Source organism: Streptomyces sp. NBC_00670 (assembly GCF_036226765.1).
Taxonomy (GTDB): domain Bacteria; phylum Actinomycetota; class Actinomycetes; order Streptomycetales; family Streptomycetaceae; genus Streptomyces.
Genome location: NZ_CP109017.1, coordinates 6,589,798 through 6,614,448, shown reverse-complemented (window position 1 = coordinate 6,614,448; position 24,651 = coordinate 6,589,798). Strand labels below are relative to the sequence as shown.

Sequence of the window (24,651 nt, the reverse complement as noted above, 5' to 3'; positions counted from 1 at the left end):
GGGGATGTTCGGGGGACGTCAGGCGGCGATCAGCGGCCTGAGGGTGCGGTGGGCGATCTCCAGGCCGGTCTTCACCCGTTCCTCGGTGCCGCTCCAGACCGGGTCCTCGTGCTCGACCGAGAGGGTGCCGGTGAAGCCGTGCTCGTACAGGGCGTCCACCACGGCGTTCCAGTCGACCTGGCCGCGGCCCGGTACGCGGTAGCGCCACCAGCCGGTGTCCCAGGGGTCCTCGCGGCGCACCGCCTTGCCGAAGACGCCGTAGCGGTCGATCTTGCCGGGCTGGATCTGGAGGTCCTTGGCCTGGGCGTGCACGATGCGGTCGGCGTAGGGCGCGACGGTGGTGACCGGGTCGACGCCGATCCAGGTCAGGTGGGAGGGGTCCCAGTTGAGGTACAGACCGAGGGAGAACATCCATTCCCACAGCTCGGGCGAGTAGGCGAGGTTGCCCGGGTAGCCGTCGGGGTGCCAGCCCTCCATCACGCAGTTCTCGATGACGAGGCGCACGCCCCGCTCCCCCGCGTACTCGACGAGCTCGGGGAAGACCTTCTCCGCCTCGTCCAGGTTGGCGGCCACCGGGCGGGTCCAGTCGCGGCCGACGAAGGTGCCCACGTAGGGAACTTCGAGGAGGGCCGCCGCGTCCACCGCCGCCTTGAGGTGGGTACGGATCTTTTCGCGCCGTGCGAGGTCGGGGTGGAGGTTGTTCTCGTAGTAGGCGAGGGCGGAGATGTCGAGGCCGTGACGGTCCATGAGGGTCCGGGTCTCGTCGGCGTGCCGGGCGCCGAAACCGGCCACCGGCAGGTGGGCGGCCTCGAAGTCACGGCCGCCGGTGCTCGGCCAGACGGCGACCTCCAGCGCCTCGTAACCGGTTCCGGCCGCCCAGGCGGCGATCTCGGCGAGGGAGAGCTGGGGCAGGCAGGCGGTGAGCATGCCGAGTTTCATGCGGGGATCTCCTGGGATACGGGTGCGGAGGCGACGTCGGTCCAGGTGAGCGACGCCGCGGAGGCGAGGACGGCCTCGACGAGGTGTGCGGAGCGGATTCCGTCGGCGCCGGTGGGCAGTCCCTCGGGCGACTCGCCCCGGATCGCGGCGTAGGCGTCGGCGACGAAGGCGGCGAAGCAGTCGGCATACCCCTGGGCGTGACCGGCGGGCAGGCGGGAGAGACGGCGCTGCTCGGCCGAGCCGTGGCCGGGATCGCGGAAGAGCACGCGGGCGCCGTCCGTCCCTCCGAGCCAAGCGGTCTCCGCGCTCTCCTGGTCGAAGACCGCGCTGCCGGCCGAGCCGTCGAGTTCGAACCAGAGACGGTTCTTGCGGCCGGCCGATACCTGGGAGACGGTCAGGCTGCCCAGTACGCCGTCGCCGGTGCGCATCAGGACGGTCGCGACGTCCTCGGTGCGCACGGGGACCCGGGGGCCCGCCGCGGCGGTGGCGAAGCTCGTGCCGGTCCCGGCGGGCCGGGTGGCCACGGTGGTGCCGAGGCGCGCGGTCAGCTCGGTGAACCGGACCCCGGCGACCCATTCCACCAGATCGCACCAGTGCGAGCCGATGTCCGCGAACGCCCGCGAGGCTCCGCCTTCGGCCGGGTCGACCCGCCACGACATGGCGTCCGCGGAGAGCATCCAGTCCTGGAGGTAGCTGCCGTGCAGCAATTGCCAGGTGCCGAACTCACCGCGCAGCCGGCGGTCCCGGATCTCCCGCACGAGCGGGTGGTAGCGGTAGACGAAGGGAACGGCGAGCAGCCTGCCCGCCTTCTCAGCCTGCCGCACCAGGTGCTCGGCGTCGGCCACCGACGTGGCGAGCGGCTTCTCACACACCACGTGCTTCCCCGCCGTCAGGGCCGCCTCCGCCTGCCGCACGTGCAGCGCGTTGGGGGTGCACACGTGGACGACGGAGACGCTGTCGTCGGCCAGGACGGCGTCGAGGTCCGGGTAGCGGGCGGGGACGTTCCACTCGTCGGCCGTGCGTGCGCCGCGCTCGGGTGTCGAGGCCACCACGCCGGCCAGTTCGCCGCCGACGGCACGAATCGCGGCGGCGTGCACGGCACCGATCATCCCGGCGCCGATCACCACGGCCCGTATCGCTCCACCCACCGCTGTACCTCCGTGGTCCACTGTGCGACCGCGACCTGAACGCCGCGTTGCGCATCACCATCGTTTAGTTCGCACGAGGCACACAAGGGGCAGCATTTAATTTTTTCCAAGGCCTAATTCCGGCCAATGAACGGTCGACCTGTCCGCTTAGCTCCCTAATGGCCACCACTCAGGAAGAGGCTATTGACGGACTCAAGTAAGCAACATTACGTTCACACGAGTGCATAAAGATGACGCCAGCGATGCAGAGACGGCCAGTTCCGCACCCGCGCCCGTACCCCTGGCGCTGCGCAAGGTGCTGGACCTCGTGGTGACCAGCCAGGCGACCAACCGGGCGGAGATCGCCCGTCGCAGCGGCCTGGCCCGGTCGACCGTGGGCCAGCAGGTCGACCACCTCGTCGGTACGGGAATTCTGCGGGAGGTCGAGTCCCGGCACTCCGTACGGGGCCGTCCTCCACGTGTGCTGACGATCAGTCCACAGGCGGGCACGGTCGTCGCCATCGACGTGGACACCTCCGCGTCGCAGGCGGCCATCGCCGACCTCACGGGACGGATGATCGCGCAGGAGACCGTCCCCGTCCCGATCGACGCGGGGCCCTCCACGGTGCTGGACGCGGTGACGGAACGGCTGCGGGCCCTCCTCGAGGGACATCGGTGCGAACCCGGCCGCGTGCGTCAGGTGGTCGTCGGCCTGCCCGGCCCGGTCGACTTCGAGCAGGGATGCGCGGTGCAGCCGACCGGCATGCCCGGTTGGGACGGCTATCCCGTCGCCGACCATCTGCGCAGACACTTCGGGGCGCCGGTGGTGGTGGACAACGACGTCAACCTGATGGCGCTCGGCGAGGCCGTGCACGGTCGCCTCGACACCCCCTTGCTGTGCGTCAAGATAGCCACCGGCATCGGATCCGGCCTCGTCACCACCGACGGCGGTCTGTACCGCGGCGCCGACGGAGCGGCCGGCGACATCGGCCACATCAGGGCCGTCGGAGGCGGCAACGTCCTGTGCGCCTGCGGCAACGTGGGCTGTGTCGGCGCCCTGGCGTCCCACCGTGCGGTCCTGCGCGGCCTGGGCATTCCCGAGGTCGCCGACGGCGACGTGCTGCACGGAACCCGTGAACTGGCCCGGCGCATCGCCGACAGCGACCCCACCGCCCTGCACGCCGTGCGCCAGGCGGCCACGGAGGTCGGCGAGGTGGTCGCCATGCTGGTGCACATGTTCAATCCCCGCACGGTGGTCCTGGGCGGGCCGCTGAGCGAACTGCGCGACGACCTCGTCTCCGCCGTACGCGCCGCCGTCTACCAACGTGCCCTGCCACTGGCCACCCGCAAGCTCACCATCACGGCCACGCGCCTGAAGAGTGCGTCGGGGCTGCACGGCGGGATCGCCCTGGCCATGCGCGAGGTGTTCGGCCCCGGTGGCGTGGCCCGGCTGCTCAGCGAGGCTGAGTGAGCCCTGTCCGAGTGCCTCTCGGACCGAGACTCGCCGAACACCGCGCACTGTCGGCCCCGACGCATGAGCGACACCGCCGGGGTCCTCGCCACCCCGCCGCAGAGCCCATGAACCGGTACAGATCAACGACCGGTCAAGCACCATGAAGGCTTCTCGTCTCGCATGCCATGCTCCCGTCCCGGGGCCGCAGCAAGTGCCATGAACAGGGACAAGAGCAAGGCCGGGCAACGGAAAGTAACGATTCGATCGCTTCAAGGTGCTTTGCTTTACCGGTTTATCAATGGCTGGCAGAGTGCCCGTCAACCGTCGGAGCCCGAGCCGCAACCCTCGGAAGGAGTTGGGCACATGGGGAAGAAGACACTGAGCGCCGCTCTGCTCACCACCGCGATGCTGACTGTCGCGGGGTGTGGCGGAGGGACGCCGACGCCGAATGAGTCCGCCGTCGCACCGTCCGACCCGGCTGCCGCCTCAGGGACCATCAAGGTGCTGACCAACCGTACCGACCTGGTGCAGGACGGCACGATGAAGAAGTACGCGGCCGAGTTCAACAAGACCTACCCCAAGGTGAAGGTCAAGTTCGAGGGCATCACCGACTACGAGGGGGAGGTGAAGATCCGCATGAACACGGAGAACTACGGCGACGTCCTGCTGATCCCCTCGGTGATCGCCAAGGACGACTACCCCAAGTTCTTCGCGCCGCTCGGCAGCACCTCGTCGATGCGCAGCGAGTACTTCTTCACGGACAAGACCGACGTCGACGGCACCACGTACGGCATCGCCACCTTCGGCACCGCCAACGGCTTCGTCTACAACAAGGCACTGTGGGCCAGGGCCGGCATCACCGACTGGCCGACGACGACGCAGCAGTTCCTCGACGACCTGCAAGCGGTCAAGGACAGGACCGGCGCCACCCCCTACTACACCAACTACAAGGACGGCTGGCCGCTGTCCACGCCCTGGACCAACAGCGTCGGCTCCGTCAGCTGCGACGCCAAGGCCTCCGACGAACTGGCCGGCACGGACAAGCCCTGGGCGAAGGGCAGCGACCTCAACACCCTCGACACACTCCTCTACGACATCGTCCACAAGAACCTGTCCGAAAAGGACCCCACCACCACCAACTGGGAGAACTCCAAGTCCCAGCTGGCCAAGGGGAAGATCGGCAGCATGATGCTGGGCTCCTGGGCGATCACGCAGATGCAGGACGCCGCGAAGAAGGCCGGCGAGAACCCCGACGACATCGGGTTCATGCCGTTCCCCGGCCAGAAGGACGGCAGATACTGCTCCACCCTGCTCTCCGACTACCAGCAGGCCGTGAACATCCACTCGGACCACAAGGCCGCCGCCCGCGCCTGGATCGACTGGTTCACCGAGAAGTCCGGCTACTCGGCCAAGGAAGGCGCCGTCTCCCCGCTGCGCTCCGCCTCCCTGCCCAGCACCCTCAAACCGTACGTTGACGGCGCCGTCCTGCTACTGGAGCGCTCGGAGGCGAAGACCGCCGAGGTCAACGCGATCGACGACGCCTCCGAGATCGGCCTGAACAAGCAGGACTACCGGCAGAAGCTCATCGACATCGCCCGCGGCGCCCAGGACGGCTCGTTGCAGGACTACTTCGACGATCTGAACAAGCGCTGGGCCGAGGCCAGGCAGACCACCGGCTCCTGACCCCGCCGCCCCAGCGGACCCGTCGGCCCGGTCGCACCGGCTGCACCGGCGAGCGGTCGCCCTCTGCGTCGAGCGCAGAGGGCGGCGTCATTGTTCTGGCGTATGACCAACGACCTTCAGCTGAACCGATATAGCCGGTCGCGCTTCGATGCGGGAACATGGCAGCCATATTCCTTTCCGCCCGGTGACTCGTGCGCGCATCTCTCCGTAGCCAGAGATGTTGCTGAAATTGAATTCGAAGTCGGCGATGGGACGCCTTCCCACCGCTCGCGGGTGGGAAGGCGTCCCATCGGGGCGTGCCGGGCCGGTTCAGTACTGTCCTCAGCTGTCGGCGGAACCGCCGCGGACGACACAGGACTGGCTGTTCTCCCAGCCCCAGCCGTCACCGTCCGGATCGGAGGAAGCACTGTCGCAGTACGGGTACCCGTTGGGAGCGGTACCGTCCCCGCCACCGGTGTCCGCCGAACCGCCGCGGACAACACAGGACTGGCTGTTCTCCCAGCCCCAGCCGTCACCGTCCGGATCGGACGAAGCACTGTCGCAGTACGGGTACCCGTTGGGAGCGGTACCGTCCCCGCCGCCCGAGGTCCCTCCGTCGCCGTAGACTGTCGCGGTCCGGGACGTGGCGGAGATGCCGTTCTCCCCGTTGAAGAGACGCTCGCCCCAGCTGGTCAGGGAGTTCGCGTCGAAGTCGTTGACCAGGTCGAGGTACTCGACCCCGCTGCCGTTGCCGCTCCAGGACCACCCCAGGTAGCCCACTGCGAGGGACTGAGCGGTCGACATGATCGCGTCCTCGTCCGGGTCGCCGTCGCTGTGCTGGTCACCGAACTCGCCCACGACGATGGGCAGTTTCTGGTCGACGAAGTGGTTCAGGTAGTCCTCCACCTCGGCGGCGGTGTCGTACACCCCGTACATGTGGATCGAGAAGATGGTGTTGCCGTCGGGGTCGGAGGCGAAGACCGACGCGGCGTTGTCCCGCATGGTGAACGACCAGTCCTGGCCCCAGTTGGGGGCGTCCACCATCAGGGCGTTGTCGATGCCGGCGCTGCGGAGCTTGCTGATCGCGCTCTTGGTGTCGGCGGTCCAGGCGGAGTAACCGGTGTTGCCGTACGGCTCGTTGCCGATGTTGACGACGACGTAGTCTTCCTGGCCCTCGAGCGCGCTCTTCACGCCGACCCAGTAGTCCGCCGCCTTGTCCAGGGAGACCGCGGCGGAGGCCTCGCCGTAGCCCGTCGTGTCATGCACCTCCAGTATGCAGATGACCTTGTTCGCCTTGCACTGGTCGATGAGGGACGAGACCTCGGAGGTGCTCGTCTTCGTCCACTGGTCGCCGCTGCTGAGTACGAGGCGGATGGTGTTGGCGCCCTTGGCCGCGATGTCGGCGATGGAGCTGGTCTCGTCCGGGTACCAGGTGTACGCGTGGTTGACCCCGCGCATCACGAACTCGTTCCCGTTGGCCTCGTACACACGCCCGTTGCTGACGTGGATGCCGGTGGCCGCGGCCTCGGCCGGGCCGGCGGGGAGGCCGAAGACGGAGATCAGCAGGCCGAAGACGGCGGCGAACGCCGTGCCGGCGACTGTGCGCAGAGCGCTTCTCGGTGCGTTTTGCATGTCGCTCCTCGGATGGGGCAGTGGGGACGGCCGGTCCTGCCTCTCGCCTCGCCCGAGCATGGTGGGCGCCCCTCGGTGAAGGGTCGTCCCACAACGAAGCCCCGGTGTGTGCTGCGAGCAGGATGTCGGACAACGTTGTCAACGCGCTGGACCTGGGATGTCCCATGTCTCGCGTGCCGCCGGGGGTGTTGGCGAAGACATCGTCGTCGAATACGGGCCGCACGAAGGGATTGCGGTCAACGATCTTTACCCTTACGGCAGTTGGCGCCCGTTCGAGCGGATCCGCCGATCGTGCCGCACCACAATGAAGCACCAGATGTTGCGACCACGTCAATAGACATGTCATTCACATTTCACAAAGGCGTGTAACAAGAGGCCGCCGCGAGCTAAACCGGTACTAAAATAATGGGCCCGCGCACTACTGGTTGCCCGGCGTTTCTTTTTCTTCTACGGTCTTGCCCATGCCGGACTGTCGGCAATTCCGTCGTACCGCCTCCCGGCGTCCACGGGGCGCGCCCCGTGGACGCCGGACCTGCCGCAAGTACACGCCCTTCGCCCGGCTCCCCTTGCACGACCAGCGCCGCCGGCCCCGCGGTGTTCGCGGGGCCGGCGGCGCTGGTCGGCGGGCGGTCCGGCTCGCGCCCGGCGGCCGGAATGAGGGCAGGCGCGTGGAGCCGGGTGCCTGATGTCTGGTTACTTGGTCGCTCCCTGCGCGAAGCCGTTGTAGATGTAGCGCTGTAGGAACAGGAAGACCAGCAGGGTAGGAACGATCACCAGGACGGCGCCGGCCGAAATTGTCTCCCAGTGGGCGCCGAAGGGGCCCTTGAATCTGAACAGGGCCGTGGAGATGGTGCCCAGGTTCTCCGAGGGCATGTAGAGGAAGGGGATGTAGAAGTCGTTGTACGTGGTGATGCCCTTGATGATGACCACGGTCGCGATCGCCGGCTTCAGCAGCGGAAAGATGATCTTCCGGTAGATGGTGAAGGCGTTCGCACCGTCCAGCCGCGCGGCCTCGTCCACGGAGACGGGGATGCCCCGGATGAACTGTAGGAAGATGTAGATCGACACGATGTCGGTACCCATGTACAGCAGGATCGGCGCCCAGCGGGTGTCGAACAGGCCGAAGCTGTTGATGACCTGGAAGGTCGCGACCTGCGTCGTCACACCCGGCACGAGGGTGGCGATCAGGAAGAGGGCCATGACGAGTTTCTTGAAGCGAAAATCGAAGCGGTCGATGGCGTACGCCGTCATCGAACCGATCAGCACGGTGCCGGTGATCGAGAACAACAGGATGAAGGCCGTGTTGCCGAAGGCCATCAGCATGTGGCCGTCGTTGAAGGCCGTGACGTAGTTGGAGAAGTTCAGCCAGTCGTGCGGCAGGGTCAGGGCACCCTGACCTTCCGAGACCTCTCCGTACGACTTCAGCGAGGTGAGGAACACCACGGCCAGAGGGAGCAGCACGACGAGCGAGGCGACGATGAGCGACAGGTACGTCAGTACGGTGCCGAGGCCGGGGCGCCGGCGCGTTCGCTGCCGGGTGGGGGCGGTGATGGTCATACGAGGTCCACCCTCTCGTCGGGCACGAGGCGTCGCTGGATCCAGGTGATCAGCAGGATGATCGCCAGCAGTACGACGGCGCAGGCCGAAGCCAGGCCGGTCTTGTTGAACTGGAAGGCGAGCTTGACCGTCTGGATGACGAAGGTCGAGGTGCCGGTCGCGCCGGTGGTCATGATGTAGGGGATCTCGAAGACGGCGAGGGAGCCGGAGATCGCCAGGATGACACTCAGGCTGAGCACGGGCCGGATGCCGGGAGCGATGATGTTCCGGAACTGCTGCCAGCGGCTGGCTCCGTCCAGTTGCGCTGCCTCGTAGAGCTCTCCGGGGATCGACTGGATGGCGCCGAGGAACAGCACGAAGTTCAGTCCGGTGAAGCGCCACACGGACACCCCGGCCAGCGAGGTGTTGGCGGACTCCGGACTGCCCAGCCAGGCGTGGTCGCTGTTCGCGCCGAACCAGGACAGCACCGAGTCGAGGGTGCCGCCGTCCTGGAAGAAGTACAGGAAGACGAAACCGATGGCGACGCCGTTGATCAGGTACGGGAAGAACAGGATGCCCTTGAAGAGGTTCCTGAAGCGCAGGTCGAAGCTGAGGACCGTGGCGAAGAACAGGGCGATCGCGATCTGCACGGCGGAGGCGGCGAGGTAGTAGAGGCTCACCGCGAAGACCCGGAACAGTTCGGGCCGGGTGAACAGCTCGGTGTAGTTCTCGGCGCCGACGAAGTTGCGGTCGGGGCTGATGCCGTCCCAGTCGGTGAAGCTGTAGTAGATCATGTTGCCTACGGGCACGTAGGTGAACGTGACCAGCAGGGCGAGGGGGACCAGGAGGAACAGCCAGGGGGTGGCGCGGCGCAGCGCGTTCCGGCGCCAGGAGCGTTCGCCCGGTGCTTCGTGCCGGGAACGCCGCTTCTCGGCCCGGCCCGACAGAGGGGCCTGCGCAGGCGGTGAGGCGGTGGAAACGGTTTTGGTCATTGCGGGGGCCAGGGCCTTTCGTCGTCCGCTGAGGGCGCTGGTGCGCCGGGTTCCGGGCCTGTGGTCGGAGAGGTCCGGCACCCGGTCCTGTGGTCGGGGGGCCGGGTCCCGGTCCTGTGGCCGGGGGACCGGGACCCGGCACGCCGCCGGGTCAGGAGCCGACGGTCTGCCTGGCCTCGGCCCAGCGCTTGTTCAGATCGTCGAAGTAATCCTGCAACGAGCCGTCCTGGGCGCCGCGGGCGATGTCGATGAGCTTCTGCCGGTAGTCCTGCTTGTTCAGGCCGATCTCGGAGGCATCATCGATCGCGTTGACCTCGGCAGTCTTCGCCTCGGAACGCTCCACCATCTCGACATCGTTGTCAACATACCCCTGGAGGGTTGTGGGCATCGTCTCGGACTTCAGGGCGGAGACAGCGCCCTGGGACGCGGAGTAGCCGGACTTCTCGGTGAACCAGTCGATCCAGGCGCGGGCGGCGGCCTTGTGGTCCGAGTGGATGTTCACGGCCTGCTGGTAGTCGGAGACCAGGGTGGCGCAGGACTTGCCGTTCTTCTGGGCCGGGACGGGCATGAAGCCGATGTCGTCGGGGTCCTGGCCGGCCTTCTTCGCGGCGTCCTGCATCTGCGTGATCGCCCAGGAGCCCAGCATCATGCTGCCGATCTTCCCCTTGGCCAGCAGGCTCTTGGAGCTCTCCCAGTTGGTGGTGGTCGGGTCCTTCTCGGAGAGATCGTCGTGGACGATGTCGTAGAGGAGTGTGTCGAGGGTGTTGAGGTCGCTGCCCTTCGCCCAGGGCTTGTCCGTGCCGGCCAGTTCGTCGGAGGCCTTGGCGTCGCAGCTGACGGAGCCGACGCCGTTGGTCCAGGGCGTGGACAGCGGCCAGCCGTCCTTGTAGTTGGTGTAGTAGGGGGTGGCGCCGGTCTTCTTCTTGACCGCTTGCAGGTCGGCGAGGAACTCCTGCGTCGTGGTCGGCCACTCGGTGATGCCGGCCTTCTTCCACAGCGCCTTGTTGTAGACGAAGCCGTTGGCGGTGCCGAAGGTGGCGATGCCGTAGGTCTTGCCGTCGACATTGGTCTTGTCGGTGAAGCGGTAGGTCTTCTTCATCGACGACGTGTTGCCCAGCGGCGCGAAGAACTTCGGGTAGTTGCCCTTGGCGATCACCGAGGGGATCAGCAGGACGTCGCCGTAGTTCTCCGTGTTCATGCGGATCTTCACCTCCCCCTCGTAGTCGGTGATGCCCTCGAACTTGACCTTCACCTTGGGGTAGGTCTTGTTGAACTCGGCCGCGTACTTCTTCATCGTGCCGTCCTGTACCAGGTCGGTACGGTTGGTCAGCACCTTGATGGTCCCTGAGACACTGTCCGGGTTCGCCGGCGCGGCTGCGGTCTCGTTCGCGTTCGCGCTCCCCCCTCCACTGCACCCCGCGACGGTCAGCATCGTGGTTGCCAGCAGAGCGGCGCTCAGCGTCTTCTTCCCCATGTGCCCAACTCCTTCCAAGGATTACGGCTCGGGCTCCGGCGGTTGACGGCACTATGTCAGCCACTGGTGAACCGGTAAAGCTCCCTCTTCCGTCGCGATACCCAATCGTTACCCGCTGTCCGAGGCCTATGCGACGAGAGACGCCGCTTACCTGCACTTATTCAGGTCGGCCCTACCAGTCTGGCCACTAGACCGGTTCATTCATGTCGGGTTAAGTTGAGCTGCGTTGTACACGAAGACCAGGCCAGCCCTGCCGAAGGAGCCGCACATGAAGGAAGTCGTCCAGCTCAACACCGGCTGGAGTCTCCGTCACGACGGAGGTTCGCTGCCCGCGCAGGTACCCGGCTGCGTGCACACCGATCTGCTCAGGGCCGACCTCATCCCGGACCCGTACCTCGGCATGAACGAGCGGGAGGTGGCCTGGGTCGGCCGCCGCGGCTGGACCTACACCCGGGACCTGGCCGCCGACGACGCGGCGGCGGCGGAGCGCCATGAGCGCACGGACCTGGTCTTCGACGGTCTGGACACCGCCGCGGTGATCACTCTCGACGGTCAGGAGCTGGGCCGTACCCGCAACATGCACCGCGGTCACCGTTTCGACGTCACCGGCCGTCACGGCCCGCTCCATGTCGTCTTCGCCTCCGCCTATGACGAGGCCGCATCGGTGCGGGCGCTGACGGGCGAACGACCCAACGTCTATCCCGAGCCGTCGCAGTACATCCGCAAGATGGCGTGCAGTTTCGGCTGGGACTGGGGCCCGACGCTGGTCACCGCCGGGATCTGGCGTCCCGCCCGGCTGGAGCACTGGTCGACCGCCCGGGTGTCGCACGTGCGCCCGCTGGTGACGGTGGAGGACGGTGTGGGCCGGGTGCGGGTGCACATCGATGTGGAACGCACGGAGCAGGGTGCGGATCACCGGCTCGAGGTCCATGCCCGTGTGGCCGGCGTGGAGGTCCAGGGCGTTGTGGACGGGTCGCGGGCGGTGCTGGAGCTGGAGGTGCCCGACCCCGACCTGTGGTGGCCGCGCGGATACGGGGATCAGCCGCTGTACGACCTGGAGGTGACCCTCCTGGACCGGGGCGTTCCGGACGTCGAAGGTGCCGATGCCACGTTGGACGTGTGGCAGCGCCGGATCGGCTTCCGGACCGTGACGGTGGACCGCTCGGCGGACGAGCACGGCACCGGGTTCACCTTCGTCGTCAACGGCGTACGGACCTTCGCGCGGGGCGTGAACTGGATCCCGGACGACGTCTTCCCCTCCCGGGTCACCCCGGAGCGCTACCGCACCCGGCTGCGACAGGCGGCGGAGGCGGGCGTGGATCTGGTGCGGATCTGGGGCGGTGGCATCTACGAGGACGACGCCTTCTACGACACCTGCGACGAACTCGGCCTGATGGTCTGGCAGGACTTCCTCTTCGCCTGCGCCGCCTACCCCGAGGAGCAGCCGCTGCGCGGCGAGGTCGAGGCCGAGGCGCGGGACAACGTTGTCCGGCTGATGCCGCACCCCAGCCTCGTCCTGTGGAACGGCAACAACGAGAACCTGTGGGGTTTCCGCGACTGGGACTGGGAGCCCGAACTCGACGGCGACAGCTGGGGCGAGGGCTACTACCTGGGCCTGCTCCCCCGGATCGTCGCCGAACTCGACCCCACCCGCCCCTACACCGCGGGCAGTCCGTGGTCCGGCTCCTGGGACCACCACCCCAACGACCCGGCCCACGGCACCCACCACTCGTGGGAGGTGTGGAACCGCCGGGACTTCGCCGAGTACCGCGACTCGGTGCCCCGTTTCGTCGCGGAATTCGGTTGGCAGGCGCCCCCGGCGACGGCGACGCTGCGGCGCGCGCTGCCCGGTGAGGTCCTGGCCCCGGACTCCCCCGGCATGCTGCACCACCAGAAGGCCGACGACGGCAACGGCAAACTGAACCGGGGCATCGAACGGCACTTCGCGCTCCCCGTGGACGACTTCGACCGCTGGCACTACCTCGCCCAGGTAGTGCAGGCGCGCGCGGTCGCCGCCGGCATCGAGCACTGGCGTTCCGAGTGGCCCGTCTGTGCCGGCACCGTGGTCTGGCAGCTCAACGACTGCTGGCCGGTCAGTTCCTGGGCCGCCATCGACGGAGACGGCCGGCTCAAGCCGCTCTACCACGAGCTGCGCCGGGTCTACGCCGACCGTCTCCTCACCCTGCGGCCCGGCCCCGAGGGTCCGACACTCGCCGTGATCAACCAGTCCGCCGAGGCGTGGCGCACAACGGTGACCCTGCGCCGTATGCGGGCAGACGGCACTGTGGTGGCGGAACAAGAGCTCGACGTGAGGGTCGGGGCGCGGGAGGTGCACCGACAGCCCGTACCGCAGGGGCTGGCTCCGGACGAGTCGTCCGCGAAGGAGTTCCTCGTCGCGGACGCGCAGGGGCCCACCCTGCCCGAGCGAGGCGGAGAGTCCGAAAGCGGCCTGCGCGCCCTGCACTTCCCGGTCACCGACCGGGAGTTCGCCTATCCCACGCCCGACTACGACATCGTCATAGAGTCCGCGCTCGGCGGCGATGACGGTAGTGTCAAGGTCGTGGTGACTGCGCATTCCCTGGTACGGGACCTTCTCCTGCAGGCCGACCGGCTCGGACCGGACGCCGTCTGCGACACCGGACTGACCACCCTGCTCCCCGGCGAGCGAATCTGCCTGCGCGTGCGGGGCGCCGTCGAGACAGGCGCCAACTCGGTACGCGCTGCCTTGTTCTGTGTGGAACCGGCGTGAGCGCTCCCTCCGAACGCGTCACCATCAAGGACGTCGCCGCGGCCGCCGGCGTCTCCAAGGGGGCGGTGTCCCTCGCCTTCAACCACAAGCCCGGAGTCTCCGAGGCCACCAGGGAACGGATCTTCGCGGCCGCGCGGCAGCTGGGCTGGGCGCCGAACTCCTCGGCGCGCAGCCTGTCCCGGCAGTCCGTCGACACCGTGGGGCTGGCCATCTGCCGGCCGGCCCGGCTGCTCGGTCTCGAACCCTTCTACATGGAGTTCATCTCCGGCATCGAGAGCGTGCTCGCCGCACACGACTGCTCCCTGCTGCTGCGCCTGGTCGGCTCCCTGGAGGAGGAGATCACGCTCCAGGAGACCTGGTGGAGGGAGCGCAAGATCGGGGGCTCCCTCCTGGTCGACTTCCACCAGGAGGACCCTCGTATCGCCCCTCTGCGCAAGCTGGGCCTCCCCGCCGTGGCGGTCGGTCATCCCACCCTCACCGGTGGCTTCCCCTCGGTGTGGACGGACGACGCCACGGCGGTCTCCGAAGCCGTGCGCTATCTGGCGGCCCTCGGCCACCGGCGCGTCGCCCGTGTGGGCGGACCCGGCGGACTGGGACACAGCGCCATCCGGGCGGTCGCGTTCGCCAGGACGATGGAGGAACTCGGTCTGGGCGACGGCCTGCACGTCGAGACCGGCTTCTCCGGTGACGAGGGCGCCCGGGCCACCCGGTCACTGCTGCTGGCCGCCGAACGGCCCACGGCGATCGTCTACGACAACGACATCATGGCCGTCGCGGGACTGGGCGTGGCGGCGGAGATGGGCATCGCCGTCCCCGACGACCTCTCCCTGCTCGCCTGGGACGACTCCCAACTGTGCCGGCTGACCCATCCCACGCTGTCGGCGATGAGCCACGACGTGCACGGGTTCGGGACGCAGGTCGCACAGGTGCTGTTCGACGTGATCGCCGGCCGGGAAGTCGTGTCCCGGCCCGTTGCGACGCCCTCGCTGGTGCCGCGCGCGTCGACCGCTCCGCCTCGCGCGTAGGAGCGGGGCGCGAACGGACGAAGGGCGCGGCACTGTGTGCCGCGCCCTTCTCGTTCGGCGACACCGGCCCCCCGTGGTCTTGTTGCCGTCGCCGTAAGCAGCGTTGCCCGTACGACGCATGCTGAGCGGTTCCGCATGTGCGCGCCGGCCACCTCGGCAGCGTCCGCCGTGGGCGGTGACCCGGAAAGCGGCTGCTCGGGAAATCACCACCCTCGGTGACGGTCAGAAGGTAGGGGCATTCCAACGCTGGCACAGCGTTTCTTACGAAACCGGTTAAGAGAAGTCCCGAACCGTGGCCCGCATCATCGTTCCCGCCGTTGCGGAGCTACCGGCCGGCAGGCCGGACCGGCTCCGTGCTGACCGACTCGCGCGCGGCGGCGGCCGCACCCACCAGGCCCGCGTCGCGAGCCAGCGCGGCGGGCCGCACCTGGAGACCGCGGACGAAGTCGAGCACCGCGTAGTCACGCAGCCGGCGACGGAGAGGCTCGAACAGCGTCTCCCCGGCCTGGGCGACGCCACCTCCGATGACCGCCACCTCTATCTCCACCAGGGCCGCGGCGCCTGCGATCGCCGCGGCCAGTGCCCTGGCGGACCTCTCATATGCGGCCTGGGCCCTGCCGTCGCCCGCGCGTGCCGCGGCGGCGACCGCGGCAGCCGTCGGTTCCGTCCCCTCCGGTGGCTCCCAGCCGGTGTCGAGGGCGTAGCGGGCGATGGCGGTCCCGCTGGCGAACACCTCCACGCATCCCCGTGCCCCGCACGGACAGGGCGGGCCCGCCAGGTCGACGCTGATGTGGCCGACGTGGCCCGCGTTCCCAGAGGGTCCGGGGTGCACCCTGCCATCCAGGACGAACCCGCCTCCCACACCGGTCGAAACCACCATGCACAGCGCGTTGTCCACTCCACGCGCGGCTCCGCGCCAGTGCTCGGCGGCCGTCATCGCCACAGCGTCACCCAGCAGTACCGGCTCGATGCCGTCGAACACCATAGGATGCGCGCGCACACTTTCCACCAGCGGAAAGGCGCGCCAGCCGGGAATGTTCACCGGGCTGACGGTGCCGGACGCAGTGTCGACGGGGCCGGCGCTGGCGATGCCCAGACCGCGCACGGTGCCCCAGGCGGCGTCGGTGGCCAGCGTGTCGATCACAGCGTCGACGGTTCTCGCCAGGTGGGATGCGGACTCCCGTGCCGGTGTGGGCAGTTCGGCCCGTCGCAGGACGGATCCCTCATCATCGATCAGCGCACCCGCGATCTTCGTTCCTCCGATGTCCACGGCTGCGTACACCTGTGTGCCCTTCTTTGCGACCGACGTCGAGACGCCGCTCACCTGAGGGGTGGATATGTCGAGACCCGCGCCTGACAACGTTGTCTCCCTTTCTCTGTACGAATGGCTTTCGCGTGGTGCCCATCGCCCGGTGGACGAGTTCCGCCGCGCCGCTCAGTGCCGGTGGGGTTCGAGCCCGGTGGCCGCCACGAAGAGCGTCGCGTCGCCCTCCGCCACGACCCCCTGGTCGGAGGCGGACAGGAAGCACGATGCGCCAGGACCCAGCGGGAGTTCCTGCCCTTCCGGTCCGCGCAGCAGCACCGAACCCTCCACACAGAGGGCGATCCGAGGTCCGGAAGACGGCACGAGGGGCTCTGGCGAGCCGTTGAGCTGTGTCCGGTAGAGAGCGAACTCCTCCACCGGGCAGTCGTACGTCCGCGTACGCCCGGAGCCGGGGACATCCGTGGGTCGCAGAACGGGGACACGTACCGCCGGGTCGGTGATCCGCAGCAGCTCCGGCACGTTCACCTCCTTCGCGGTCAGTCCCGCCCGCAGCACGTTGTCGGAGTTGGCCAGCAACTCCACCCCCACTCCACTGACGTAGGCGTGCAGGCCACCGGCCGGCATGAACAGCGCGGCGCCCGGCTCCAGTACCTGGTGCCGCATGAGCAGAGAGGCCACCAGCCCCAGATCGCCGGGGTGGGACCGGGCCATACGTACCACCGCGTCGAAGGCGGCCTGATGGGGCCCGGAGGCCGCCGCCAGGCGCACACTCGACTCAACGACGTCGGACACCAGCAGGTCGCGATCGTGCGGCGGCCATTCGAGCAGGATCCGCAGCGCCTCGGTGAGGGCTGTGTCGTTGCCCCGGGTGCGCAGGAACACAGCGACCGGGCGCAAGCTCAGGAGGCCGAGTGCGTCGAGTACCTCCGCAGCCTCCTCACGGGCGCGGAAACCGGCCAGGACTTCGAAACGGCTCAGCGCACAGAGCAGTTCGGGCTTCGGCCAGTCGTCCGTGTACGGCCCGTCTTCCGCACCGACCCGTTGTGCGGCGAATCCCGCCCGGGCCTGTTCCCGGTCGGGGTGGACCTGGATGGACAGAGGCTGCTCGGCGGCGAGGACTTTCAACAGGAAGGGCAGCCGGCCGCCGAACCGGACGGCGCACGCCGCTCCGAGCTCCCGTTCCGGGTTCTCGGCCACCACCGCCTCCAGGGTCGTCGCCCGTCCGCCGCGCGTGATGCCGGCGGGCCCGGCGGGGTGGGCGCCCATCCACAGTTCCGCCTCGGGCCCGGCCGTGGGGACGTCGCGCCCCTGCAACCGGGCCAGTGCCTCACGGGAGCCCCAGGCGTAGGGCTTGATGATCGGTCGGAGTAGATCCACGGTCGTACGGTAATAGGCGGAGGAAGCAATGATTGATCACTCTCGAGCTACGTTATTAAACCGGTATAGTAGTCTTGGGTCGGTCGATCAAGTCACACGAGAGGAGCCCCTTCCCAGTCGCCAGAGGACGAGTGCGCCCTTTGCGGACTACTGTCGCTCCGGTGGCCGCCGACCGCTACGTCACGCCCGGCGGCGGGCCGCTCACCCTCCGCCCGTCCGAGAAGCCCGCCCAATCCGGCGGAAAGCAACGGCCTTCGCCTCGAAGATCGTCTGCTGAGCTGTCGAACCGGCACACGCACGTAACGCATGATCGGCCCGGCCGTCAGTTACCCGGAGGCGTGATCAGATCGGTGTCGTAGAGACCACACAAAACGTGGCTGAGGGTCAGCATCAGCCCGTCCAAGCCCGAGTTGCACGCTGTGGCCGCAGAAGGCTCGATGATCAGAGAACGGCGGCACCGGGCTTGGGAACCCTGGCCGGAAGGCTCTCACGGGCCGCGGAGCAGCACGCAGAGCAATCTGACGCCCCGTCAGGAAAGTCGGCATGGGGTCAGCATCAGTCCGAGCAGACATGGTCACAGCTGACGAAACCCGCGCTTCGGGGGCGGGGCTTCGGGGGTGGCTCGGAGCCGTTTGCGTGTGCGGATTCCGTGGGCCGGGCGAGAGGGTTCACGCCTCGCCCGGCCGCGTTGTGGAGGGAGTCCTGCGGGACCTTGCTAGCGAGTCCTACCTCGGGGTTTGAGGGGGACGGGGGGTAGTTCGGGGGCTGGGAGGGGGGCGCCGTCGTAGCCTTTTACTTCCCCGAAGCGGGAGCTGTTCATCCAGTCCGACCGGGCCTGGGCGATGTCCTGTTGGCTTCTGCCGATGAAGTTCCACCACATGAGGAGTTCCTCCTCGAACGGTTCGCCGCCCAGGAGCATCAGGCTCGCGTCGGACTCGGCGCGCAGGGGGAGGTCGTGGCGGCCGCAGCCCAGGTAGAGCATCGAGCCGGGGAGGAGCGGGACGCCGTCGACGTGGGTCTCGCCGGACATGGACAGGACCGCGTACTCGAAGTCCGCGTCCAGTGGCAGGCGTAGGTCGGCGCCGCGGGTCAGGGTCAGGTCGGCGCCGACGATCGGGGTGTACGTCGTGCCCGGGGAGCGGGTGCCGTCGACCTCGCCCAGGATCAGGGTGGCCTTCAGTCCCGGCGCGGTGACCTCGGGGAGGTCCGCGTGGTACTCGAAGTGCGGGTCGGTGTGGCGGTGGGCATCGGGAAGGGCGACCCAGAGCTGGGCGCCGTGCAGGAAGCGGGCGTGCGACCTGGGGCTCTCCTCGGAGTGGCTGATGGCCCTGCCGGAGGTCATCAGACCGAGCTCGCGGGGGCGGATGGTCCGCAGGCTGCCCGTGGAGTCGCGGTGCAGCACCTCGCCCTCGTGCAGCCAGCTCACCGTCTGCAAGCCCATGTGCGGGTGCGGCGGGACCTGCATGCCGGGCTCGTCGGCGATGTCGTCCGGGCCGTAGTGGTCGACGAAGCACCACGCACCGACCATGCGGCGGCCCAGGTTGGGCAGCAGGCGGCGCACCTCGGTGGACTCGCCGAGCCGCAGGCGGCGGGGGCTGAGGAGTTCGCGTACCGGTTCGGCCACCACGAACCCACGGCCGCCGCACAGTGCGGGTGCCGCCTCGCGGTCGAGATTGCTCATGGCGCACAACCTAACGCCCGGCGGGGGCCCGTGCGCACCCGCGGCCGGCTGGAATGTTCGTTCCGGTGCCGGTGTTGTGCGGCCGATGAAGGAGGTCGGTGTGGAGCAGACGTACTACGACCACGGGACGGCCGCGGAGCGCTGGGAGCGGGCGCGGATGTTCTTCGAGGCGCGGGACTACGCCGGTGCGGCGCGGGTGCTGCGCGGGCTCGTCGAGGAGGTGCCGGAGCAGACCGGGCCCCGGCTGCTGCTGGCCCGTGCGTACTACCACTCGGCGCAGCTTTGGCGGGCCGAGGCGGAGCTGCGGGTGCTGGTGGAGCGGGACCCCGTGGAGCACTACGCCCGGCTGTTGCTCGGCCGGACCCTTGAGCGGCAGGGCCGCAGCGAGGAGGCGGGGCCCCACCTGCGGCTCGCCTCCGCCATGGCCGGTGACTTCGCCGAGCTGTAAGGGGCGACGGGGGCCGGGGGTACGAGGGTGGTGCGGAGGGGCGCGTGCGGTGTCGTGTGCGTGCGCCGGCGCACGTTGTCGGGCCTGTCATGCTGGTCCGATGGCTTCAGACACTGACCGCATCCCTGGCCGCCCGATCGTCGACCTCGTCGAGGAACTGCTCGGCGTGGAGGGGCCGTTGCCGATCGTCGCCGCCGGTGATCCCGTACTGCGGCGGGGCGCGGAACCGTACGACGGACAGCTCGGTCCGGCTCTGCTGGATCGTTTCCTCGCCGCCCTGCGCGCGACGATGCACGCGGCGCCCGGCGTCGGGCTCGCGGCGCCGCAGGTGGGTGTGCCGCTGCGGATCGCCGTGATCGAGGATCCGGCGCCGGTGCCGGAGGAGGTGCGGGTGGCGCGGGGGCGGGTGCCGCAGCCGTTCCGGGTGCTGGTGAACCCGTCGTACGAGGCCGTCGGGGACGAGCGGGCGGCGTTCTTCGAGGGCTGTCTGAGCGTGCCCGGGTGGCAGGCGGTGGTGGCGCGGCACGCGCGCGTACGGCTGCGGGGGCTGGACGCGGGCGGGGCCGTGCTGGACGAGGAGTTCGTGGGGTGGCCGGCCCGCATCGTGCAGCACGAGACGGACCATCTGGACGGCACGTTGTATCTGGACCGGGCGGAGTTGCGGTCGTTGTCGACGAACGAGGCGGTGGGGCGGTGGTGGGGGGAGCCGACGGTTGAGCGGGCGGCGGGGGTGCTGGGGTTCGGCCTCCCCGGCTGACGTGGCCGGGGGGGCCGTGCGTCCGGGGCGCGGCCCCCGCCCCCTTTCGAAGCGGGGGCTGCGCCGCGGCGTTCCGGTGGGGTTCGGGGGGCGGGGGTCGGGGGGTGCGTGTTCGGCTGCGGGTGCGTTGTGGTTGGTCGCGCCCGCGCGGCGGAGCCGCAGATCGGGACAGCCCCGCGCCCCTGGGTGGGCCGGGGTTGCTGGGGTCTAGGAGGTGCCCTCCATCCCCGCGAGGCGCGGGCGCTCCGCGTGTTCGGCTGCGGGTGCGTTGTGGCTGGTCGCGCAGTTCCTCGCGCCCCTGGGTAGGCCGGGGTTGCCGGGGGTCTAGGAGGTGCCCTCCATCCCCGCGAGGCGCGGGCGCTCCGCGTGTTCGGCTGCCGGTGCGTTGTGGCTGGTCGCGCAGTTCCTCGCGCCCCTGGGTGGGACGGGGTTGCCGGCAGGTGTAGGAGGAGCCCCGCAGCGTGGGTGGACCGAGGGTGATCGGGGGCTCAGGAGGAGCCCCCGATCGTCGTGGGGCGCGGGGGGGCGCCGCCCCTGCGAGCCTCCGGGCGGGCTCCTCGTTCAGCCTCGGTATGCCTCCAGTAGGCGGAGCCAGACCTCGCTCAGCGTGGGGTATGACGGCACCGCGTGCCACAGGCGGCTGAGTGGGACCTCGCCGGCGATCGCGATCGTCGCGGAGTGGATCAGTTCGCCGACGCCCGGGCCGACGAACGTCACTCCGCGCAGGATCTCGGCCTCCAGGTCGACGACCATGCGGGCCCGCCCGCGGTAACCGTCCGCGTACAGCCCCGCGGCGGCGACCGACGCGAAGTCGACGTCGACCGCGCGGACCCGGTGGCCCGCCTGTTCCGCCTCCGCGAGCGAGAGGCCCACGGCCGCCGCCTCGGGGTCGGTGAAGACGACCTGCGGCACGGCCCCGTGGTCGGCGGTGGCCGCGTGCGCGCCCCACGCCGCGGACTCCTCCTCCGTGTCCCCCGCCGCCCGCGCCGCGATCGCCGCCCCGGCGATCCGCGCCTGGTACTTGCCCTGGTGGGTGAGGAGCGCCCGGTGGTTGACGTCACCCACCGCGTACAGCCACTCGTTCCCCTCCACCCGCATGCTGTCGTCGACGCTCAGCCAGGAGCCGGGCTCCAGGCCCACCGTCTCCAGACCGATCGCGTCGGTCTTCGGCGCGCGCCCCGTGGCGAAGAGGATCTCGTCCGCCTCGATCCGCTCACCGGTGTCGGTGACGGCCACGACCGTGCCCTTCCCCTGCCGCGCCGACGTGCCCGGAGCGCCGGTGTCCGCATCCGCCGGCCGCTCGCGGGTCACCGACGTGACCGACACCCCGGTGCGCAGGTCGACGCCCGCCTCGGTCAGCCCCTCGGCGATCAGCTCCCCGGCGAACGGCTCCATCCTCGGCAGCAGGCCCTTGCCGCGCACCAGCATGGTGACCTGGGCGCCCAGGCTCTGCCAGGCCGTGGCCATCTCGACGGCGACGACACCGCCGCCGACCACGATCAGCCGGCCCGGCGCCCGGCCGCTGGTCGCCTCCCTGCTGGTCCAGGGCCGTACGTCCGCGAGTCCGGGCAGGTCCGGGAGCGCGGCGCGGGTGCCGGTGCACACGGCGACCGCGTGCCGGGCCGTGAGCACCTGCCGGCCGCCGTCCCGTCCCTCCACGACGACCGTACGGGGGCCCGCGAGGCGCCCGTGCCCCCGGTAGAGGTCGGCGCCGATGCCGTCCAGCCAGCCGACCTGGCCGTCGTCCTTCCAGTCGGACGCCATGTAGTCGCGCCGTCGCAGGACGGCTTCCGTGTCGAGGGGGCCTTGTACGGCCTGGGCGAGCCCAGGCACGCGGCGCGCGTCGGCGCGGGCGATCACCGGGCGGAGGAGGGCCTTGCTGGGCATGCACGCCCAGTACGAACACTCGCCGCCGACCAGCTCGTTCTCCACGACCGCGGTGGACAGGCCGGCCGCGCGGGTGCGGTCGGCCACGTTCTCCCCCACGGGCCCGGCCCCGAGCACCACGACGTCGTACGCGATGGATTCCGTTTCCGTCATGGGCACAGTCTGGTGGGTGGTGTGCGCGGTGGCCACACGGGTACGCGCGCGGGGATGCCCGGGGAACAGCCTCCGGGCACGCACGGGAATAGCCGGCCGGCCCGCGCCGTTGGCGTCGACGGCTCACCCGATACCAGGAAGAGGGATACACGCCATGAGCAACAGCACCGTGGAGCTCACCAAGGACAACTTCGACGAGACGGTCAAGGACAACGACTTCGTCCTGATCGACTTCTGGGCGTCCTGGTGCGGGCCGTGCCGGCAGTTCGCCCCGGTGTACGAGAAGGCGGCGGAGGAGAACCCCGACCTGGTGTTCGGCAAGGTGGACACGGAGGCGCAGCCGGAGCTTGCGCAGGCGTTCGGGATCCAGTCGATCCCGACGTTGATGATCGTGCGGGATCGGGTTGCGGTGTTCGCGCAGCCGGGGGCGTTGCCGGAGGCGGCGTTGACGGATGTCATTGGGCAGGCGCGGAAGTTGGACATGGATGAGGTGCGGAAGGCTGTGGCGGAGCAGCAGGCGGCGCAGGGGGGTGCGGGCGAGTAGGTTTTCGCCCCCGCCGCCCCTACCCTTCCCGTCCCTTACCTGGGGGCTCCGCCCCCAGGCCCCCCGAGGGGTGGGAAGGGCGCGGGAGAGGGAGAGCTCGGGTGGGTGGGGTTGGGGAGCGGGTGCGGGTGAGTGGGGGCTTCTCGCGCAGTTCCCCGCGCCCCTGACGGGGCACGGTGAGTGCTCGCGCGCACGGCGGCGAAGCCGCGCAAAGACACAGTCCCGCGCCCCTATCGGGGCACGGTAAGTGCTCGCGCCCCTGCGGCGGAGCCGCGCAGATAAACACAGCCCCGATGTTCTCTCCTAGCTCGATTCCCTCGGTACCACGTGTGCGCCCAGGACCTGTCTCACCTCCGGTGGGGCCGTGTCGTTCTGGACTGCGTGGTCGACGAGTTCGGCCAGGGTGCGGCCGGACGGGAGTTCCAGGTGGACCGTGGTGAGGCGGGGGCGGAGGAGGCGGCCGAGCATGAGGTCGTCGGCGCCGACGACCGCCGTGTCGTCCGGGATCACGACACCGTTGTCCTGAAGCGCCCGCATCAGCAGCATCGCGTACTCGTCGTTGTAGGCGAACACCGAGTCGAGGTTCAACTCCCGCCAGCGCGAGGCGAGTTCGGTGGCGGCGTCCTCGTCGTAGGCGAGCGGGAGCACCGTGACGGTGGCGTCCTTGCCCTCCACCGCCTGCCGTACGCCCTCCAGCCTGGGCGCCGAGAACGCCTCCAGTCCGGGCTCCTCGGGCATCACCACGCCGATGCGGCGCCGGCCGCGGGCGTACAGGTGGAGGCCGGCGTCGCGGCCAACCTCCGCGTGGTTCATGAGGAGCGCGTGCGCACCCTCGATGCGCTCGGTCCCCATGGTCACCACCGCGCGGGCGCCCGACCGTTTCAGCACCGCGACGCCCTCCGGGCCGAGCCCGCCGCCGGGCAGCAGCACCGCCACGGGGCGCAGTTCGGCCCAGGCGCGCGCGGCCTCGTCGCCCCGCAGGCCGACCTGGCCGTACTGGACGACGGTGTAGTCGAGGCGGCCGAGCGCCCATTGCAGTTCGTTGATGAACTGGCTGTACAGCGGGCCGGCCGGGACCTCGGGGGCGGGCATGAGCACCATGCGGCTGTGGCCGGCGCGCAGGCTGCGGGCGGCGGCGTGCGGGACGTACCCCAGTTCCTTGGCGGCCTCGCGGACGCGCCGGCGGGTGGGTTCGCTGATCCGTACGGCACTGGTGTTGTTGAGGACGTAGGAGACGGTTGCCCGGGACACTCCCGCCAGGCGCGCCACATCCGCGCTCGTCGGTACGGAGCGCGGGGCGGACGGCGGGACGGTGGACCGGTCGGGTATGTGCACCATGACGTACGTCATTTTTCCAGAAGGCCGCGAACGAACGGGGAGCGGGTGAACTTCCCGCGCGCGAAAGGGCGTTCGCGCTGGTGGACGCGTGTTCGAACGGGGACCCACGGTGTGTCGCGCGCCGGGAGGCTACCGTGTGCGCGTGACTGCCTTTCCCGATCAGGACGTTCCCGTACCCGGCCGCTACGGCCCCTCCGCCACCACCGAGGCCGATCCGCGCCAGGTGGGTCCGGTACGGACCGAGTACTCCCCCGCGCACGACGGCGACCCGGACCCCGGGGAGATCGTCTGGACCTGGGTGCCCTTTGAGGAGAACGACGGGCGCGGGAAGGACCGACCCGTCCTCGTCGTCGCCCGTGAGCCGGGCGGGACGCTGCTCGCGGTACAGCTGTCCAGCAAGCGGCACGACGGTGACCGGGAGTGGGTGGCGATCGGGAGCGGGCCGTGGGACCGCTCGGGGCGGGACTCGTGGGTCGACGTGGACCGGGTGCTGCGGCTGCACGAGGACGGCATGCGGCGCGAGGCGTGTGCGCTGGACCGAATGCGGTTCAACTCCGTGGTGCACCGGCTGCGGGAGCGCTACGGCTGGCGCTGAGCGGTCCCGGCACGACGG

At 69.6% G+C, this 24,651-nt stretch carries 20 protein-coding genes; 9 read left to right on the top strand and 11 right to left on the bottom strand.

What is annotated here, in order from left to right; all coding sequences use genetic code 11:
* Nucleotides 1-18: 18 nt before the first annotated feature.
* On the bottom strand, nucleotides 19-939 hold the full coding sequence (locus OIE12_RS29115) for a sugar phosphate isomerase/epimerase family protein (protein ID WP_329140404.1): 921 nt from the start codon (nucleotides 937-939) through the stop codon (nucleotides 19-21).
* On the bottom strand, nucleotides 936-2,087 hold the full coding sequence (locus tag OIE12_RS29110; RefSeq protein WP_329140402.1) for a Gfo/Idh/MocA family protein: 1,152 nt from the start codon (nucleotides 2,085-2,087) through the stop codon (nucleotides 936-938). Before OIE12_RS29110 ends, OIE12_RS29115 begins: the two co-directional genes overlap by 4 nt.
* Nucleotides 2,088-2,307: 220 nt before the next feature.
* On the opposite strand from OIE12_RS29110, the gene OIE12_RS29105 reads away from it, so the two are divergent.
* Both OIE12_RS29105 and OIE12_RS29100 read left to right on the top strand, forming a co-directional pair.
* Nucleotides 2,308-3,537: an ROK family transcriptional regulator gene (locus tag OIE12_RS29105; RefSeq protein WP_329140400.1), complete on the top strand. Its 1,230-nt coding sequence runs from the start codon at nucleotides 2,308-2,310 to the stop codon at nucleotides 3,535-3,537.
* 345 nt (nucleotides 3,538-3,882) lie between these two features.
* On the top strand, nucleotides 3,883-5,202 hold the full coding sequence (locus tag OIE12_RS29100; RefSeq protein WP_329140398.1) for an ABC transporter substrate-binding protein: 1,320 nt from the start codon (nucleotides 3,883-3,885) through the stop codon (nucleotides 5,200-5,202).
* Between the two features lie 321 nt (nucleotides 5,203-5,523).
* On the opposite strand, the gene OIE12_RS29095 is transcribed toward OIE12_RS29100, so the two are convergent.
* The 4 genes from OIE12_RS29095 to OIE12_RS29080 all read right to left on the bottom strand — a co-directional run bounded on the left by OIE12_RS29095 (nucleotide 5,524) and on the right by OIE12_RS29080 (nucleotide 10,815).
* Nucleotides 5,524-6,813 carry a cellulase family glycosylhydrolase gene (locus OIE12_RS29095; RefSeq protein ID WP_329140396.1) on the bottom strand — a complete coding sequence of 430 codons (1,290 nt, stop codon included), beginning with the start codon at nucleotides 6,811-6,813 and terminating at the stop codon, nucleotides 5,524-5,526.
* Nucleotides 6,814-7,506: 693 nt separating this feature from the next.
* Nucleotides 7,507-8,370, bottom strand: coding sequence for a carbohydrate ABC transporter permease (locus OIE12_RS29090; RefSeq protein ID WP_329140394.1), 864 nt, complete (start codon nucleotides 8,368-8,370; stop codon nucleotides 7,507-7,509).
* A complete protein-coding gene (locus OIE12_RS29085) occupies nucleotides 8,367-9,341 on the bottom strand; it encodes a carbohydrate ABC transporter permease (RefSeq protein ID WP_329140392.1) in 975 nt (324 codons plus the stop codon). The genes OIE12_RS29090 and OIE12_RS29085 overlap by 4 nt, the downstream gene beginning before the upstream one ends.
* Before the next feature lie 151 nt (nucleotides 9,342-9,492).
* Nucleotides 9,493-10,815 carry an ABC transporter substrate-binding protein gene (locus tag OIE12_RS29080; RefSeq protein WP_329140390.1) on the bottom strand — a complete coding sequence of 441 codons (1,323 nt, stop codon included), beginning with the start codon at nucleotides 10,813-10,815 and terminating at the stop codon, nucleotides 9,493-9,495.
* A 268-nt stretch (nucleotides 10,816-11,083) separates the two neighbouring features.
* Between OIE12_RS29080 and OIE12_RS29075 the strand changes: the two genes are divergently transcribed.
* Nucleotides 11,084-13,564: a glycoside hydrolase family 2 protein gene (locus OIE12_RS29075; protein WP_329140388.1), complete on the top strand. Its 2,481-nt coding sequence runs from the start codon at nucleotides 11,084-11,086 to the stop codon at nucleotides 13,562-13,564.
* Nucleotides 13,561-14,589 carry a LacI family DNA-binding transcriptional regulator gene (locus tag OIE12_RS29070; protein WP_329140386.1) on the top strand — a complete coding sequence of 343 codons (1,029 nt, stop codon included), beginning with the start codon at nucleotides 13,561-13,563 and terminating at the stop codon, nucleotides 14,587-14,589. The genes OIE12_RS29075 and OIE12_RS29070 overlap by 4 nt, the downstream gene beginning before the upstream one ends.
* A gap of 325 nt (nucleotides 14,590-14,914) precedes the next feature.
* Here the strand turns inward: OIE12_RS29070 and OIE12_RS29065 are convergent, their stop codons facing one another.
* Together OIE12_RS29065 and manA are read right to left on the bottom strand one after the other, a co-directional pair.
* Nucleotides 14,915-15,859, bottom strand: coding sequence for an ROK family protein (locus tag OIE12_RS29065; protein WP_329140384.1), 945 nt, complete (start codon nucleotides 15,857-15,859; stop codon nucleotides 14,915-14,917).
* A gap of 165 nt (nucleotides 15,860-16,024) precedes the next feature.
* The gene (manA, locus tag OIE12_RS29060; protein ID WP_329140382.1) at nucleotides 16,025-17,230 is read right to left on the bottom strand and encodes a mannose-6-phosphate isomerase, class I; all 1,206 of its coding nucleotides are present in this window, start codon (nucleotides 17,228-17,230) and stop codon (nucleotides 16,025-16,027) included.
* A 131-nt stretch (nucleotides 17,231-17,361) separates the two neighbouring features.
* Between manA and OIE12_RS33540 the strand changes: the two genes are divergently transcribed.
* Nucleotides 17,362-17,589, top strand: coding sequence for a DUF6420 family protein (locus OIE12_RS33540; protein ID WP_443053949.1), 228 nt, complete (start codon nucleotides 17,362-17,364; stop codon nucleotides 17,587-17,589).
* Nucleotides 17,590-17,945: 356 nt separating this feature from the next.
* Here the strand turns inward: OIE12_RS33540 and OIE12_RS29055 are convergent, their stop codons facing one another.
* Nucleotides 17,946-18,911, bottom strand: a complete 966-nt coding sequence (locus OIE12_RS29055; RefSeq protein WP_329140379.1) for a pirin family protein — start codon at nucleotides 18,909-18,911, stop codon at nucleotides 17,946-17,948.
* Between the two features lie 100 nt (nucleotides 18,912-19,011).
* Here OIE12_RS29055 and OIE12_RS29050 point away from each other — a divergent pair, with 100 nt between their 5' ends.
* Nucleotides 19,012-19,359 carry a tetratricopeptide repeat protein gene (locus tag OIE12_RS29050; protein ID WP_329142297.1) on the top strand — a complete coding sequence of 116 codons (348 nt, stop codon included), beginning with the start codon at nucleotides 19,012-19,014 and terminating at the stop codon, nucleotides 19,357-19,359.
* A 100-nt stretch (nucleotides 19,360-19,459) separates the two neighbouring features.
* Nucleotides 19,460-20,116 carry a peptide deformylase gene (locus OIE12_RS29045; protein WP_329140377.1) on the top strand — a complete coding sequence of 219 codons (657 nt, stop codon included), beginning with the start codon at nucleotides 19,460-19,462 and terminating at the stop codon, nucleotides 20,114-20,116.
* A gap of 561 nt (nucleotides 20,117-20,677) precedes the next feature.
* Here OIE12_RS29045 and OIE12_RS29040 read toward each other — a convergent pair.
* A complete protein-coding gene (locus OIE12_RS29040) occupies nucleotides 20,678-22,156 on the bottom strand; it encodes a dihydrolipoyl dehydrogenase family protein (protein ID WP_329140375.1) in 1,479 nt (492 codons plus the stop codon).
* A gap of 154 nt (nucleotides 22,157-22,310) precedes the next feature.
* Here OIE12_RS29040 and trxA point away from each other — a divergent pair, with 154 nt between their 5' ends.
* Nucleotides 22,311-22,700: a thioredoxin gene (gene trxA, locus OIE12_RS29035; RefSeq protein WP_329140373.1), complete on the top strand. Its 390-nt coding sequence runs from the start codon at nucleotides 22,311-22,313 to the stop codon at nucleotides 22,698-22,700.
* A gap of 303 nt (nucleotides 22,701-23,003) precedes the next feature.
* On the opposite strand, the gene OIE12_RS29030 is transcribed toward trxA, so the two are convergent.
* Nucleotides 23,004-24,050, bottom strand: a complete 1,047-nt coding sequence (locus OIE12_RS29030; protein WP_329140371.1) for a LacI family DNA-binding transcriptional regulator — start codon at nucleotides 24,048-24,050, stop codon at nucleotides 23,004-23,006.
* Between the two features lie 130 nt (nucleotides 24,051-24,180).
* Here OIE12_RS29030 and OIE12_RS29025 point away from each other — a divergent pair, with 130 nt between their 5' ends.
* Nucleotides 24,181-24,633 carry a type II toxin-antitoxin system PemK/MazF family toxin gene (locus OIE12_RS29025; RefSeq protein ID WP_329140370.1) on the top strand — a complete coding sequence of 151 codons (453 nt, stop codon included), beginning with the start codon at nucleotides 24,181-24,183 and terminating at the stop codon, nucleotides 24,631-24,633.
* Nucleotides 24,634-24,651: the final 18 nt, after the last annotated feature.